The organism is Bradyrhizobium yuanmingense (genome assembly GCF_029167105.1).
Classification (GTDB): Bacteria; Pseudomonadota; Alphaproteobacteria; order Rhizobiales; family Xanthobacteraceae; genus Bradyrhizobium; species Bradyrhizobium yuanmingense_A.
The window spans coordinates 240,184-255,939 of the sequence record NZ_JARFML010000010.1 but is presented as its reverse complement, the minus strand read 5'-3'; the positions used below and the strand labels follow the sequence as shown (position 1 = coordinate 255,939).

General features: G+C 60.6%; 14 protein-coding genes. 4 read left to right on the top strand and 10 right to left on the bottom strand.

Annotation, left to right across the window (positions count from 1 at the left end):
- The 4 genes from P0R31_RS15990 to P0R31_RS15975 form a co-directional block, all read right to left on the bottom strand.
- Nucleotides 1–182: ATP-binding cassette domain-containing protein (locus P0R31_RS15990; RefSeq protein ID WP_275514836.1), on the bottom strand; the 182-nt coding region annotated here is incomplete at its 3' end.
- A gap of 520 nt (nt 183–702) precedes the next feature.
- The gene (locus P0R31_RS15985; protein ID WP_275514835.1) at nt 703–843 is read right to left on the bottom strand and encodes a hypothetical protein; all 141 of its coding nucleotides are present in this window, start codon (nt 841–843) and stop codon (nt 703–705) included.
- An 84-nt stretch (nt 844–927) separates the two neighbouring features.
- Nucleotides 928–1,779 (bottom strand): alpha/beta fold hydrolase, encoded by an 852-nt coding sequence (locus P0R31_RS15980; protein ID WP_275514834.1) that lies wholly within the window; start codon nt 1,777–1,779, stop codon nt 928–930.
- A 32-nt stretch (nt 1,780–1,811) separates the two neighbouring features.
- Nucleotides 1,812–2,390, bottom strand: a complete 579-nt coding sequence (locus tag P0R31_RS15975; protein ID WP_275514833.1) for a TetR/AcrR family transcriptional regulator — start codon at nt 2,388–2,390, stop codon at nt 1,812–1,814.
- A gap of 217 nt (nt 2,391–2,607) precedes the next feature.
- Between P0R31_RS15975 and P0R31_RS15970 the strand changes: the two genes are divergently transcribed.
- The 4 genes from P0R31_RS15970 to P0R31_RS15960 all read left to right on the top strand — a co-directional run bounded on the left by P0R31_RS15970 (nt 2,608) and on the right by P0R31_RS15960 (nt 8,567).
- The gene (locus tag P0R31_RS15970) at nt 2,608–3,714 is read left to right on the top strand and encodes an efflux RND transporter periplasmic adaptor subunit (RefSeq protein WP_275514842.1); all 1,107 of its coding nucleotides are present in this window, start codon (nt 2,608–2,610) and stop codon (nt 3,712–3,714) included.
- On the top strand, nt 3,711–6,821 hold the full coding sequence (locus P0R31_RS15965; RefSeq protein ID WP_275514832.1) for an efflux RND transporter permease subunit: 3,111 nt from the start codon (nt 3,711–3,713) through the stop codon (nt 6,819–6,821). The genes P0R31_RS15970 and P0R31_RS15965 overlap by 4 nt, the downstream gene beginning before the upstream one ends.
- A gap of 131 nt (nt 6,822–6,952) precedes the next feature.
- Nucleotides 6,953–7,195, top strand: a complete 243-nt coding sequence (locus P0R31_RS41080) for a DUF3551 domain-containing protein (RefSeq protein WP_430516833.1) — start codon at nt 6,953–6,955, stop codon at nt 7,193–7,195.
- 211 nt (nt 7,196–7,406) lie between these two features.
- Entirely contained in the window at nt 7,407–8,567 is a 1,161-nt protein-coding gene (locus P0R31_RS15960) for an iron-containing alcohol dehydrogenase (protein ID WP_275514831.1), read from the top strand.
- A gap of 280 nt (nt 8,568–8,847) precedes the next feature.
- Here P0R31_RS15960 and P0R31_RS15955 read toward each other — a convergent pair whose 3' ends face one another.
- The 6 genes from P0R31_RS15955 to P0R31_RS15930 form a co-directional block, all read right to left on the bottom strand.
- Complete coding sequence (locus P0R31_RS15955) at nt 8,848–10,011, bottom strand: lactate 2-monooxygenase (protein WP_275514830.1); 1,164 nt, start codon at nt 10,009–10,011, stop codon at nt 8,848–8,850.
- A 20-nt stretch (nt 10,012–10,031) separates the two neighbouring features.
- Nucleotides 10,032–10,976 (bottom strand): ketopantoate reductase family protein, encoded by a 945-nt coding sequence (locus P0R31_RS15950; protein ID WP_275514829.1) that lies wholly within the window; start codon nt 10,974–10,976, stop codon nt 10,032–10,034.
- A 119-nt stretch (nt 10,977–11,095) separates the two neighbouring features.
- On the bottom strand, nt 11,096–12,307 hold the full coding sequence (locus P0R31_RS15945; RefSeq protein WP_275514828.1) for an ABC transporter substrate-binding protein: 1,212 nt from the start codon (nt 12,305–12,307) through the stop codon (nt 11,096–11,098).
- 111 nt (nt 12,308–12,418) lie between these two features.
- Entirely contained in the window at nt 12,419–13,210 is a 792-nt protein-coding gene (locus tag P0R31_RS15940) for a class II aldolase/adducin family protein (protein WP_275514827.1), read from the bottom strand.
- 21 nt (nt 13,211–13,231) lie between these two features.
- Entirely contained in the window at nt 13,232–14,056 is an 825-nt protein-coding gene (locus tag P0R31_RS15935) for a class II aldolase/adducin family protein (RefSeq protein ID WP_275514826.1), read from the bottom strand.
- Nucleotides 14,057–14,390: 334 nt separating this feature from the next.
- Nucleotides 14,391–15,347, bottom strand: a complete 957-nt coding sequence (locus P0R31_RS15930; protein WP_275514825.1) for a hypothetical protein — start codon at nt 15,345–15,347, stop codon at nt 14,391–14,393.
- Nucleotides 15,348–15,756: the final 409 nt, after the last annotated feature.

Genomic DNA, 15,756 nt, shown 5'->3' with positions numbered 1-15,756 from the left:
CGCGACAGGCAGTTGAAGAGCGTGGTCTTGCCGGCGCCGTTCGGGCCGATCAGCCCAAGGATCTGGCCCTTGTGCATGTCGAAGGACACGCCGTTGAGCGCGACGATGCCGCCGAACACGACGCTAATGTCGCGAACCGCGAGCAGGGGCGATGCCCCCTGCGCGAGCTGCGCCCGCATCATTTCGTCTCGCCTCTGTCGTTCAGCAACTTGGTGGGCGACCAAGCTCCGCAACGACAACGGCTATCCGAACCCGTCCGCTCCTCGCGCATTTTTCCCTCCTGGTTGTGTCATTTTTTTTGGGATAGCGAATTCTTGGAGCGCCTTGTTTTCTAAGGAGTTCTTCAAGACCCCCCATGAGTTCCGCTCTCAGCAATTCCAGCCGAAATAGCTATATAGTTCCAAATAAGAACTGTCAACTTGATAGGATCACCCTCGTAATTTGAGAGTTTCGATCAGGCAATGAGTTTTAGTTCCATTTTGAGATGTATATAATCGAGATCAGCGATCCTCCATGCGATGCGTGCGGGAAGCACAGAGCTCATTCTGGAGCACAGCAAATCCCGAGCGGGCGGCGAGCCAACCGGGACCACGCCGGCTCATTGCCGCAGGCTGACGCAGTCCCGTAACGCCGATGCGACGCATGATCAGAGAGGTCGGCTTGGCCGACGGTCGATACGTGGGTGCCTCTCGTCGCCGGCCTTCATGATTGCAATTGATGAACACGATAATCCGGCCCGACCTGCGTTGCTCGGGACTGGATCTGAAGTCCTTCGACTTCGCGCTCGAGTTTTGCGAGGCGATTCTCCAGCGTGAACATGTAGTCGCCGCGCGGATCGTCCATGCTGAGGGCCTCGGCCCAGTCGTTCATTCTCTGCCAAAAGCGCGCTTGAACATCCCTGCACGCTCCTGTGGTTGACCATTGCAGTCATTCAGCCGCCAAAATCACGCGAGCCAGTTCCGACGGATTCTCTACGGCTGAGAAGTGACCGGTATCCTTCAGCGTCACCATCTGCGACGTGGGAATCAGCGATCGCGTGCGTTCGCGCTCATCTGGTCGAGACCAATCGCTGTCGCCGTAAATGAGCGTCACGGGCGCCGAGATCTGCCGATAGTAATCACGGGCCTGGCTCCAGGAGCGCCAGCCTGCCAGCACCTTGCGGGCGCCCCGCTTGTATCCGGGGCGACGGGCGACCTCGTTGAATTCGGCAAGCAGATCCGCTGGCAGTTTGCGTGGATCGTGATATCCGCCACCCATGATCTTGCCAAGCACGAGCTTGTTTTCGAGCGATGCATTGATCGCGCCGAGCACCGGGATCTGCAGGCTTCCGATGATGAAATTCGCAAACCAGTTGCCGCGTCGAATGCCGTCGCCGTAGCGGGTCTCGTAGTCGTATGGGTTGATTGCAACGACCCGCTTCACCCGCTGCGGAAGCGATGCCGCTACTGTGAGGACCAATGCTCCGCCGATCGATTCACCAACGAGCGTTACGCCCGAGAGGTCCAGCTCCTCGATAAAGCCTATGACGGCCCGCCTAAAGTAGGGTTCATCAAGGCTCGCGTTCGGATCGATTAGCGAGTGTCCGTGACCCGGAAGGTCAATAGCGTACACCGTGTGCGCCCCGGCGAGGAGGGGCGCAAGAGCGCGGAAATATTCGAGCTGCGTCCGGATCGTGTGCAACAGTAACAGCGGAGGCCCGCTGCCGATCTTTTGAAAACGTATGCTTAGCTTATCCGATATCTTCAGCAAACTCGGTTTGGCTTCAGTCATGCTGAGCATTCGATCTCTCCGTGCTTCGAGGGCATGCGCTTTCAAGCGGCAGCTGCGTCTCGAACCTGTTTCGCCGCGGCATCCAGAACGGCCTGAGCCAGGTCGGGATCGTTGATCACGCGCGATAGCGTCACCGCGCCGATCATCGTCGCGAGAATGGCCATGGACTTGCTACGGGAGGCCTCGTCGCCAGTTCCGGCGAGAAAGCGGTCGAGCACGTCGAGATGCGCTTTGATTCCTGCTTCGAATTCCGCCTTCACCTCGGGGCCCTGTCGGGCAGCGTCCGAGCCGAGTGCCACGATCGGGCAACCATCCATCTTTTCTCCGCGATGATCGCCACTGAGGTAGAACCCGATCACTGCGCCGAGTGGATCGTCAGGATGTGCCGCGGCCGCGTCCGACCATCGACCGGATGCGCTTTCCAATGCGCGCCTGGACGCCTCCACCGCCAGATCCTCTTTTGATGCGAATTGCTTGTAGAAGGCGCCTTGGGTCAGCCCGGCCCCCTTCATCAGGTCCTTGAGGCCGATGCCATCAAAGCCGCGCTCCCTGAAAAGGCGACTGGCCACATTAATTACGGTTTGGCGGTTCTCAGCCGCCTGGGTGCGACTCACTCGCATCGCTGACCTCCATTTGGATTTCGTACGACTTCTATATTCAAGATAGAGTTCAATTGCAATCTATCAATTCCGACTACGGTATCAAGACACCGTTTGACGAGAATCTCCGGTATTGGGGGAAATCACGCTCGCGTTATTGCTCCAAAATTTAGATTGCGATCGAAATCTAATCGTGTATAGAGTTCGTATGCAATCTAATCCTCAAAAGGAGACGGTCATGAAAAGGGGTGTTGCGGTGCTCGCCGGTGTCCTGGTCCCAGCTGGAGTGGCGACCTTCGTTGCTCTTGCGATTCCCTCCCATGAAGCCTCCGCGGTCATCGACCCCAGGCAGGAGCCCCCGATGGTTCGTCTGGTCACGGCCGCGCGGGTCAGCGGATCCGAACGCGGCTTCACCGGGACCGTCGGCGCGCGCGTGGAGAGCAATCTGGGTTTCCGCGTTGCCGGGAAGATCGTCGAACGACTCGTGAATGTCGGTGAGCAGGTCAAATCCGGCCAGCCGCTGATGCGGATCGACGAAACCGATCTCCGCTTGGCAGTCACAGCGAAGCGCAACGCCGTCGCCGCCGCGCGTGCGGTTGTCGTTCAGACCGACGCCGATGAGCGGCGCTACGCCAATTTGGTGAACGACGGATGGACGTCAAAGCAACGCTACGAGCAGGCGAAGGCCGCATCGGATACCGCCAAGGCGCAGCTTGCCGCGGCGGAAGCCGAAGCTGGCGTCGCGGAGAACCAGGCGACCTATTCCGTGCTGGTTGCGGATGCGGACGGAACGGTCACCCAAACGCTTGGTGAGCCCGGCCAAGTCGTCGCCGCCGGCCAAGCGGTGGTTCGGCTGGCACAGTCCGGTCCTCGCGAAGCTGTGGTGGCGCTTCCCGAAACGACCCGGCCGACGATCGGATCGCTCGCCGAGGCAAGCCTCTATGGCAGCGTTGGGCGCCGCTATACCGCGCATCTGCGGCAGTTGTCGGATTCCGCCGATCCGCAGACCCGTACCTATGAGGCCCGCTACGTCCTCGACGGGGAGGCCGCGGCAGCACCACTTGGCGCCACCGTCACCATTCGGCTTGCCAGCCAGGATCATCAGCCGGAAGTGCAGGTGCCGCTGGGAGCCGTGCTCGACAATGGCAGAACGACAGGCGTTTGGGTCTTCGACAGCGCGACCTCGACCGTACGCCTGCAGCCCGTCAAGCTTCTGCGCGTGACCAGCGAGACGGCCGTTATCTCCGGATCGAAGTCCGGTGACCAGATTGTTTCGCTCGGCGCTCATCTCCTGCATGAGGGCGCTCGCGTCAGGACTGGCTCGGACAGCGGGAGCAAATCATGAGCTTCAATCTCTCCGCCCTCGCCGTTCGCGAACGCGCCGTCACCCTGTTCTTCATCCTCCTGCTGGCGGCCGCGGGCACCTACGCCTTCATCATGCTCGGGAGGGCCGAGGACCCGTCCTTCACCATCAAGACGCTGACGGTCACCACGGTTTGGCCGGGAGCGACGGCGCGCGAGATGCAGGACCAGGTGGCCGAGCCTCTGGAGAAGCGGCTTCAGGAATTGACCTGGTACGACCGGGTGGAGACGACCACGCGGCCCGGTTATGCCTATATGACGGTGACGCTGAAGGACAGCACGCCGCCGTCGAGCGTGCAGGAGGAATTCTACCAAGCCCGCAAGAAGCTTGGCGATGAGGCGCGCAAGCTGCCCTCTGGCGTGCTCGGCCCCTTCGTCAACGACGAATACTCGGACGTGAGCTTCGCCCTTTACGCTCTCAAGGCCAAGGGCATGCCGATGCGCGAGCTTGCCAGGCAGGCCGAGACCATCCGTCAGGACCTCCTGCACGTGCCCGGCGTCAAGAAGATCAACATCCTGGGCGAGCGTCCCGAGCAGATCTTCGTCGAGTTTTCCTATGCCAAGCTGGCAACCCTCGGCGTGTCGGCAACGGATATCGTTGCCGCCCTGCAGCGGCAGAATACCGTGACGCCGGCGGGTTCGATCGACACCAAGGGGCCGCAGGTCTTCATCCGGGTCGATGGCGCTTATGACAGCGTCCAGGCGATCGCCGACACCCCGATCGTCGCTGCCGGGCGAACGCTGAAGCTGTCCGACATTGCCGAAGTCCGCCGCGGCTACGAGGATCCAGCCACCTACATCATCCGGCACCAGGGTGAGCCCACCGTCATGCTCGCAGCGGTGATGCAGGAGGGCTGGAACGGTCTCGCGCTCGGCAAGGCGCTGGAGGAGAGGTCCGCGGCGATCGCGCGGACATTGCCACTCGGGATGAGCCTGGCCAAGGTCAGCGACCAGGCTGTCAACATCACCTCGGCAGTCGACGAATTCATGATGAAATTCGCGATGGCGCTCGGCGTGGTGCTGCTGGTGAGCCTGCTCAGCCTCGGCTGGCGAGTCGGCATCGTTGTCGCGGCGGCCGTGCCCCTGACGCTCGCCGTCGTATTCCTCATCATGCTGGAAACCGGCCGGTTCTTCGACCGCATCACGCTCGGCGCATTGATCCTGGCGCTCGGTCTGCTCGTCGACGACGCCATCATCGCGATCGAGGTGATGGTAGTGAAAATGGAAGAGGGCATGGACCGCATCTCCGCGGCGGCCTATGCGTGGAGCCACACGGCGGCGCCGATGCTGTCCGGAACGCTCGTGACGATCGCGGGCTTCCTGCCGGTGGGCTTCGCCCGCTCGACCGCCGGCGAATACGCCGGCAACATCTTCTGGGTCGTGGGCTTCGCCCTCATCGTCTCCTGGATCGTCGCCGTGATCTTCACGCCGTATCTCGGCGTCAAGATGCTGCCCGCGATCAAGCCGGTCGAAGGCGGTCACCATGCGATTTACGGCACGCCCAACTATCAGCGCCTGCGAGGCCTCATCACCCTCGCCGTCCGCCATAAATTCCTGACCTGCAGCATCGTCGCTGTCGCCTTCGCGCTTTCCGTTGTCGGCATGGGTGGCGTCAAGCAGCAGTTCTTCCCGACCTCCGACCGTCCGGAAGTGCTGGTGGAGGTTCGTCTGCCGGAAGGCACCAGCATCGAGACGACGACCGCCACCGTCGAGAAGCTCGAGGGTTGGCTGCATGATCAACCCGAGGCCAAGATCGTCACGAGCTATGTCGGCCAGGGTGCGCCACGCTTCTTCTTCGCCATGGCGCCCGAGCTGCCCGATCCGGCCTTCGCCAAGATCGTCGTCCTGACGCCTGACGCAGAGGCGCGCGAGGCTTTGAAACACCGGCTCCGAACGACCGTGTCACAGGGCTTTGCACCCGAGGCCAATGTGCGCGTCACCCAACTCGTGTTCGGACCTTATACGCCATTCCCGGTGGAGTTCCGGATCATGGGACCCGATCCCGCTCAATTGTACGCCATCTCGCAGAAGGCGCTCGAAGTCATGCGCGGCGTTCACGATGCGCGGCAGGCAAATCGGGATTGGGGCGATCGCACGCCCGTGCTTCGCTTCATCCCGGATCAGGATCGGCTGAACCTGATCGGCCTGTCGCCGGCCGAGGTCGGCCGTCAACTCCAATTCCTGCTCACCGGCATCGCCGTGACGCAGGTTCGCGAGGACATCCGCAATGTCCCGATCGTGGCACGCAGCGCCGGCGGCGAGCGGCTGGACCCATCGCGTCTGGCGGATTTCTCATTGATGAGCCGCGATGGCCGCGCGATTCCGCTCGATCAGGTCGGCCATTCGGAAATCCGGCTCGAAGAGCCGATCATGAAGCGGCGCGATCGCACACCGGTCGTCACCATTCGCTCCGATATCAATGAGGCGACCCAACCTCCGGAAGTCTCCAAGGAGATCAAGACCGCCCTTCAGCCGCTGATCGCGTCTCTTCCGGTCGGCTATCGCATCGAGTTAGGCGGATCGATCGAGGAGGCAACCAAGGCCAACGACGCGTTGGCCACGATCTTCCCGGCCATGATTGCCGCCATGCTGATCGTCGTCATGCTGCAAGTGCGGTCCTTCTCGACCATGGCCATGGTCGTCCTGACCGGACCGCTCGGTCTCGTCGGTGTCGTGCCGGTATTGCTGCTCTTCAACCAGCCGTTCGGGTTCAACGCAATCTTGGGCCTGATTGGCCTAGCGGGCATCCTGATGCGCAACACGCTGATCCTGACTGAACAGATCAAGGAGAACCTTGCTGCCGGACTTGATGACTATCACGCTGTCATCGAGGCCACCGTGCAACGCACGAGGCCGGTGATCCTCACCGCATTGGCAGCCGTGCTGGCTTTCATCCCGCTCACGCATTCCGTTTTCTGGGGATCGATGGCCTACACGCTGATCGGCGGCACCACGGTCGGAACGGTGCTGATCCTGCTGTTCCTCCCGGCGCTCTATGCCACCTGGTTCCGGATCAAGCCGACCGCAGATGGGACGCATGCGGAAACGACGGAAGAAGCACATGCACAACCGGCAATGGCTGCCGAATAGAACTCATCAACTCATGAAGCGCCGCGACGACCGGATTCCGACGCGGCGCAACATGAATGATGCAACCGCCAGCGAAAGCGCGCCGCCCCTCGGCGCGCAAGAACAAATGACCGGCTGAGTGGAGACGACCTTTGAGCAAGCTATTCACCCTCCTTTCGGTCGTCTTCGCCGGCCTCGCTGGCGCAGACTATCTGAGCGTTGCGCCGGCGGTCTCAACAAACGCCTACGGATATTGTCTCCAGGACAATTCGTCCGCCCTACGGACATGCAGCTTCGATACGCTCGAGCAGTGCATCGTCTCGATTTCTGGTCGCGGTGGGAGCTGCGCTCGCCATCGCTGGCCGGCCGAGCGGGCCGCTATGGCAGCGAACTGAGCCAAGCTACATATTCTGGCAGAGCCGGGCTTTCTCGAAGCGTGGCTAGGCTGATCGACCGCTTGCACACGCGTCCAAACGGTTGCTTTCCGTCGGGATCACGCCGGCAGCGCGAACTTGCCGCGATCCGGCGCGAGAAAAGATGATCGTTGCGCGTTGTCACTATTAATAATAAAGTGACTTACATTCAAAAACAATCCAGGGGAAACAAATGCGCAAGGTTGGGATACATAACTTTCCGAACATCGATCGTGTGGTTTACGGCAAGCCTGCAGCCGAGGCTTTGAATGATGAAGCGGTGCGGCTGAATGCCAATCGCGTTTTCCTCCTGGTCAGCCGTACCTTGAATACGAAGACCGACGAGATCGAAAAGATTCGCCGCGCGCTCGGCAACAAGCATGTGGCGACCTTCGACGGAATCGCGCAGCACACGACCCGCAAGCAGGCCGCCGAGGTCGCGCGTCAAGCGAAGGAGGCGCAGGCTGATCTGGTGGTAGCCGTCGGCGGAGGCTCCGCGGTCGACCTCGCGAAGATCGTCATCATGGCGATGGAACATGACATTTCCGATGAGGCAGGCTTCGACCCGTTCGTTATGGGACCCGGCGTGCCCTTCTCTCCATTCCGTGCGCCCACAGTGCGGCAGATCGCAGTGCCATCCACGCTGAATGGCGGCGAATACAATGCCGGTGCGCTCGTCACGGACGAGCGCACCAAGCTGAAGCAGATATACTTCCACCCCCAAATGTCACCGGTAGCGGTCATCCTTGATCCCGGTCTGAGCCTTCATACGCCGATGAACCTGTGGATGGGATCCGGCACGCGCTCGATGGATCACGGCATAGAAGCCCTGTGCTCGCCGACGGGCACGCCATTGGCGGATGAAGTGGTTCTGGCGGGCATCCGTCTGTTGCGCGAGGGTATGCTCCGCACTTTGGAGCAACCAAATGACATGGAAGCGCGACGCCAATCGCAACAAGGCTCATGGCTCGCTGCCTTCGGTCTGCAGGCACGCATTCCGATGGGGGCAAGCCACGGCATCGGACACGTGCTTGGCGGCACGTTCGATGTTCCTCACTATTACTGCACGCCCGTCATCATGCCGAGCCTGCTTCGATACAATAAGGCCTTTACAGAGGATGCGCAGAAGCGCCTGGCAGCAGCCCTCGGCAGCCCCGATATGGAAGCTGGAGACGCCTTTGCTGGTTTCGTCAAAGCCCTCGGACTGCCTACGCGTCTGGCCGACGTCGGCGTCAGCGAAGACAAGTTCGAGAAGATCAGCAAGATCGCGATCAATCACCGCTTCGTTCAAGCCAATCCGCGGCCGTTCAAGAGCGAAGCCGACATCATCGATCTCTTGCGAATGGCCGCCTGACTGACCCGGTTTGCGCGACCTCCTGGGCTGCGTTGCGTGGGATCGGCAGAGGGTTGGCTTGCGTCGGTCTGATGCAAGCCTTTTGCAGATGGCGATCTCGCGTGCCCCTCGCGCTACCCTGCCCTCTGGGGAAGCCGCGGCATCGCCGCTTCGGGCGCCCAACCGTTGATCGTCTGGAACCATTGGGCGACGCAGGTCACAGGAGAAGCCGTCGAGGCCGTCATGTGCGAGGAAGCTCCATGCCACCCGGAGGGCGATCCTGAAATTCCTCGCCGGCTGATCAGGCGACCGGCAGCAGCGCCGACGGCCGAAGATCGGCGATGCGAGGGTATCCATCGACTGCCATCAGCAAGTCCGCCTCGGCCAGAATGCATCGCAGCACGTGAACGATCCCCTCGACGCCGTCGAGCGCGAGTCCGTAGGCATAGGGCCGGCCAACGCCGACGGCCGTCGCGCCCAAGGCCAGAGCCTTGACGACATCCGTGCCTGAGCGAATTCCCGAGTCGAAAAGAACGGGCGTGCTGCCGGAGGCCCTGACGATGCCGGGCAGCAGGTCAATCGCCGCGATGCCGCCGTTTGCCTGGCGGCCGCCGTGGTTCGAACAATAGATGCCGTCGACGCCACCATCGATGGCACGTCGCGCGTCGTCAGGATGACAAATGCCCTTCACGACCAAGGGCAGTTTCGTCAACGAGCGTAACCAGGGAAGATCATCCCAGGTCAGAGGATGTCCAAAGATCGTCCCCCACTTCATGATGGCAGCGGCAATATCATTCTCGGGCGGCTTTTCGAGACTGGCGCGGAATACAGGGTCCGATAGATAGTTGGCGAGAGCATGCCCGCGGAGCTGGGGGAAATTGGCCTGATTGAGATCCCGTGGACGCCAGCCGGTCACCCACGTGTCCAACGTCACAACGATCCCCTTGAAGCCAGCAGCTTCCGCCCGATGAACCAGGCTCTCGGCAACCGCGCGATCGGTCGGCGTATAGAGCTGGAAGAAGCCCGGCGTCTCGCCGAACTCCGAAGCAACCTGTTCGAGCGGAGCGTTGCTCAGGGTCGATGCAATCATCGGCACGCCAAGCCTGCGTGCGGCGTTTGCCGTTGCAAGATCGCCACGTCCATCCTGCGCGCACAAACCAATGACGCCAATCGGGCACAGGAATAAGGGTGTTGGAAGCCGCATTCCAAAGAGATTGACCGACATGTCGCGCTTCGCAGCGCCTACGAACATGCGTGGGATCAACCCCCAGCGTTCGAAGGCGGATACGTTGATATTCTGCGTATGCTCGTTGCCGCAGCCACCTGCCACATAGGATACGACCCACGGGGGCATTGCGGCATGAGCCCGTGACTCAAGTTCACGAAAATCGACAGGAAGCTTCGGCAGCACGCCGTGCAAGCCCGAACGATAGATTTCGAACTGGTAGCCGCCATAATCAACCACGCCGAGCTCCTCTGCCCGTGTCACTTTGCAGAATGCAGCCGCGGATGCTCGCGAGCCTGACGCGCCTCATACGACTTCACATGGGCATAGGCGGCCCTGAGGAGGATCGGGACCTCGCCTGCACCGACGCGACCAAGCAGATCACCGAGAATATGATCGCCCTCGGTCGGTGCACCTCGTTCAATGTCGCGTGCCATGGATGCCATGAGCGGAGAGCCCGGTGTTGTGAGAATGGAACTCACGCGCTCGATATAGGCGGGACGCGGTCCAAACCCCTGCTTGGCCGCGATGGCGCTGGCTTCGTCAAGCAATCCATTCACCACGTCGGAGGCGCCGGCGGCTACGATGTCCCCCATCGAGGCGCGCATCAAGCAGGTCGCGCCGGCGATGGTGGCGATCATGACCCACTTCTCCCACATGCCCTGCAGAATGTCGTCGCTGAGCTCGGCGTCAAAGCCGGCACCCGACAAGGCGCCGACGATCTCGGGGCGACGGTCGGATCGCGTCCTGCTCTGTTCGCCAAAGCTCAGCGTGTGCAGATCCGTCATGTGCAGGATCTCACCGTCGGCGGAAAGCGCCGCCGAGATGGCACACTGACCGCCGAACACGTTCTTTGCGCCAAACCGGGCGTTCAGCACGTCGAGATGACGCAAGCCATTCAACAGCGGGATGATGACCGAGTTCTTGCCCACCGCCGGAGCAAAGGACTCTATCGCACCATCAAGGTCGTAGGCCTTGCAGCTCACGATGATGAGATCATACGGACCATTCAGCCGTTCGGACGTAACGGTCGGAGGCGATGCCAGGTGCAGGTCTCCAAGCTTGCTCTTAACGACCAGCCCGCCTTTCGCAAGCGCTTCCGCGCGTTTGGGCCGCACCAGGAACGTGACGTTGCGTCCTGCCGCCAGCAGCCTCGCGCCAAAATATCCGCCCAGGGCCCCGGCTCCGATGACCAATATCCGCAAAATTCATCTCCTTATTGACGTGAAAGATCGTCGTCCCCTGTCGAATCCGCGACCCGCGCGTCCGGCTCCGGAGCGCGACAGCAGCGCCTCAGTGATCATCCCCTTACCGACAGGCGGGCCTAGTCCGCGGCACTGACAAGCTTCCCAAAGGGGACCCAGCTTTTCCCGTCGAACCTCTCGAGCTGAAGCGAGGCCCACGCCTGGTTATTGTTCACGCCCGTGTTGATGGCGCTGCCGGGGAGCGCCATCGAAGGTGAGAAGTTCCTCAAATTCAGCGCCTGCTTCATGATGTTGTCACGCGTCAAGTCATCGCCGCATTGCTGCAGGATCTGCTCGAGGATTTCGCCCTGGACGATACCGGCAACGTAAAGCGTCTCTGCGACATCCGCCGTAGGAATGTATTTGGCAAGAAACGCACAATAGCTTTTTACCCCGAGATCCTGCTCCCATGTCGGGTCCATCGGATCTTTCAGGAAGGTGCTCGATACGACCCCTTTGGCGTTGTCGAGCCCTGCTGTCGCAAGAGTACCGGCAACGGACGTGGTCGAATTGACAATGACCATTAGTGGATTCCAGCCGATTTCGCGGCTTCTACGGATCGCCTGCGCCGTGAACTTAGGCGACCCGGCGATAAATAACGCTTCTGCTCCCGAACTCTTGAGCGACACGACCTGAGATTCCACCGTCGGATCGGTCGCTTCGTAGGACTTTGCCACAACCAGTTTGCCGAAGTCGTCTTTCATGTAGGAACGGAATGCGCCGACAAAATCCTTTCCGAGATCATCGTTCTGATAGAGGATGGCGATGCGCGAACCCGGCATTTTTTCAGTTATGAATTTCGCATACACCCTACCCTCGGTATCGTAGCTCGGCAGCCCGGTCGTGGTGTAGGGATACTCGCCGTGATTGGTGAATTTGTTCGCGCCTGAGAGAACGAAGAGGTGCGGCACCTTTTTGCTGTTGGCGTATTTCACGTTCGCAGAGATACTTGCGGTCCCAAGCGGGCTGAACAGAAATGCGACCTCCTCGCTCTCCACCAGCTTGCGGGTTTGTTCGACGGATTTGCTCGGTGAGTATGCATCGTCTAGCGCTATCAGCCTGATCTTGCGGCCGTTAACGCCTCCCTTGTCGTTGATGAACTCGACATAGGCAATCAATGCCTTGCCGACCTTGCCGAGGGCCGAGGCAGGACCACTGAAAGGGAACGTCGCGCCGACCCTGATCTCAGTTGCGGTAACCCCGACTGGATCTTCGGCCTTTGCCTTTTGCGCAAACGACACCGTCGCGATTGCAAGCATCAGCGTCGCGAGAACGACTCTCTTCTGCCACATCGATACTTCCCCACACTAAGACGCCCTTGGCGTCAAATGGCGTTTCCGTTCTGCGCCCCCGCATCTGACGGCGGGTTGCGCACGCAGCCAGCGAACCGCGCCGTACCGCGCTTAGTCTCTGTAACGCGAACCCTTTGCTTCCAGCGCACGACGATAGGCCTCGAACGAATCTTGTCCAAAGGAGGTCTTTTCGTCGAAGCCCTTCGCAACCTCACTCTGCATCTGGCGCGTCGTACGGCGCAGAATCTCTTCCGGCAAAGGCCGCCAGCCCTTCCCGAATGTTGCGGCCGCGAGTTGCACCTCGCATGCGCGCTGCAGGATCGTCATGCGGAACAGCGCCTCCGCGGCCGTCCTTCCACAGGTCAGCAGACCGTGATGTCTCAGGATCATGTAGTTCTTGGTGCCCAGCGACTTAACGAGGCGCTCGCGCTCGCCGAGATCTGTCGAGATGCCCTCAAACTCGTGATACGCAATTTGCTCATAGAGCATTGCGCCGTAGAAGCTGTGATGCGAGAGCCCCTCATCCGTACAAGCAACGGCCACGCCGGCCGTCGTGTGCGTGTGGGCGATGAAATGGGCGTCATCGCGCGCTGCGTGGATCGAGGAATGGATCGTGAAGCCCGGCGCGTTGACGCGGCCGGGAACGTCCACGACTTTCTTGCCATCGAGATCGATCTTGATGAGATTGGAAGCCGTGACCTCGTTGTACGCAAGGCCGAACGAGTTGATCAGAAAGTACTTATCAAGACCCGGCACCCGAGCCGTGATGTGATTGTAGATGTGCTCGCACCAGCCTAGATCAGAGAACACGTGATACAGCGCAGCGAGGTCCTCGCGGACCAGCCGCTCTTCGGCAGCCAAAGCGTTCTGTACGATTCTTCCAGGCGACGTTTGGATATTCATGCGATCCCTTCGGGCAGCGCCTCAGTTGAGCAAGTCCGGCTGTTCCTTCACGATCTTCGAATACAGCGTCTGGAACTGAAACCACCCTGCCTTGGGCGAACCAAGGATAGCGAAAGCCTGTTTTGCGGAACCCTCGGGAATCACCTTGAGAGCTTGGCCGGTTCGCGCCGCAGCTGCCTCGGCAATAAGTTGAACCTGGCACGACCGCTCCATCGTGATGAACCACCAGACCGCCTCATCCACGCTCTGTCCGACGGTCAACAAGCCATGGTTCTGCAGGATAGCCGCCTTATGCGGCCCCAACGCCTTCGCGATTTGCTGGCCTTCGTCCATTTCGACTGCGACCCCACCATAATCTTCATATAGCGCGTGATCATTGTAGAATGCGCAGGCATCCTGCGTGATCGGCTCCAGTTTCCGCGCGAGCGTTGAGAACGCCCGGCCATACGTGGAGTGCGAATGCGCCGCACCGATCGACTCCGGACGTGCCGCGTGAACGCTCGCGTGAATCGCGAAAGCGGCGGCGTTGACGGGATGTTTGCCCTCGACCACTTCGCCCTTGTGATTGACCCGGATGAGATCCGAAGCCTTGATCAGGCCAAAGCTCATCCCGAACCCGTTCACCCAGAACGTGTCCGTGAACTCCGGGTCGCGCACGGTGATGTGACCAGCGACCCCCTCGTCGAATCCGAACTTCGAAAAAAGCCTGAGTCCGGCCGCCAGCCGTTCCTTTCGGTACTGCCTCTCTTCGGCCGGACTGTTGAAGACCGGAGGCTGAGGCAGCCCCGCATTGATCTTTGCTAAGGCCGCCGTGTGTTGATCTTGCCGCTGGGGTGCGTTCATCATGGTGCCATCGCCTCCGGTTTCCGTGGGTCGGCCTGTCTGGACGCGCCCGGCTTTTGTTCGATGCGATCTGATAACGATCTAGATTGCGCTATCCGGCGTCCGCTGCCTTTCGACTAAACTGGCCGGCAAGCAGCTAGAAGACAATTGAAATCGGTTGTGGATCGTTGAACTGCGCTCAGCGCACGACGCCGAATGCACATCAACGTTGCGCCCATTGGAACGCCTCATCCCGTTTGTGCGCCTGAGCGTGGCTCCAACGTTCGCAAAGCTTGCCCCGAACAGAAACAATCGGGCTCTATTGCATCCTTGGAGGGTTCTGAGGGTCTCGTGTCGGTCAGGGAGCGTCGATCGAGCGCAGCTGGAAGGTCGGCGGCTGGCCCTTCTTGGAAGGATCCATGAGATAGCCGATCTGGCCTTCCGCTACCCAAAGTTTGTCGCCGACGCGCGCGACGCCAGTTGGTCCAGCGAATTCCTTGATCGTTTCGATTTGGGCCCGATCCTCGACGATCGTCACCTTCGAAAGCGGACCGGCGCCTTCAACCATCACGAATCCGGTCTTGTCAGCCTTAAGACCGTCCGGAAACTTGATTGGGCGTGATGTTTCAAGCTTCGTGACGGCGCCCGCGACTCCCGATTTAGCTTCGATGCGGAAGAGTTCGCCGCTTTGGAAAGTGTTGACGTACAAAGCTCCGTCCGTACCGAACGCAATCCCATCAAGGCCACCCTTCAGCTTGTCGTTCTGGACCCAGACCTCAAGCTCGGAAGATCCCTTCTTCAAGCGGAGGATCTGCGGCTGCAGAGTATTCGTGACGTAGAGCGCGCCGTCCGGCCCAATCGCGAGATCGTTGCAGATCGAGGGCTTCGCGGGCAGTTGGGCGCTGATTTTTCCCTCTCCGGTCTTGAGGTCAAACCCCTTGACGAACGAGCCTTCGATCGTGCTTGGACCTTTGACGCCGAGCGGAGTGGCGTCGTTCGAACAGACCCAGAGAAGCCCCGATCTCTCGTCGGCGAGAACGCCGAACGTCGATCGCGTATCGAACGTCCCCGGCTTGATCCAGGCTTCGGCCTCGGAGGCGCCCGGCTTTACGCGCGCAATTCCGCCGTTCGTCAAGCTGCTGGCGAAGAGCGTTCCATCCGTCGTCGCTGCCAGACTTTCCGGAAACGGGGATCCAGACGGGATCGCGGTCTGCGATCGAGCCTCGCTCGCAACCGAGGCCCCGACTATACCCATCGCAGCCGCGACGATCATTCGGCACAGATTCTGAAGGAGATCTGATTTGTTTGCGGACATGCGTGCCTCCAAGCTAGATCGTGTGGTCGACGTTCACTTCCGAGGGATCTTGAGCCACACTCCACCCAGGATTCCCTCCTCACGTGAAGGAAGACAGCCCATTTGCTTCGAGCGCCAGACTCGAATCGTGCAGCGGCCGGCGACGGTGGATCGAATAGATTCTCGTTGAGACAGATCATCAGCCGCGCGCCCGATCTTCGTCACGGCTCCTGTATGTCGATCGCGCCTCTGGGGGACGTTCCTCCTTCCGCCCTCCCTATCCGCTGCGCGGGTTAGCGCCGTACACAGGCGATCGTCCGACGTCGCCCCTCATAGGAGTCTAAATTGCGCTATGGAGCGTCGCTTGCTTCCGCTAAGCTGGCCAGCAAAACAGGTGGCACACAATTGAATTCGATTGCGGATCGTTGAA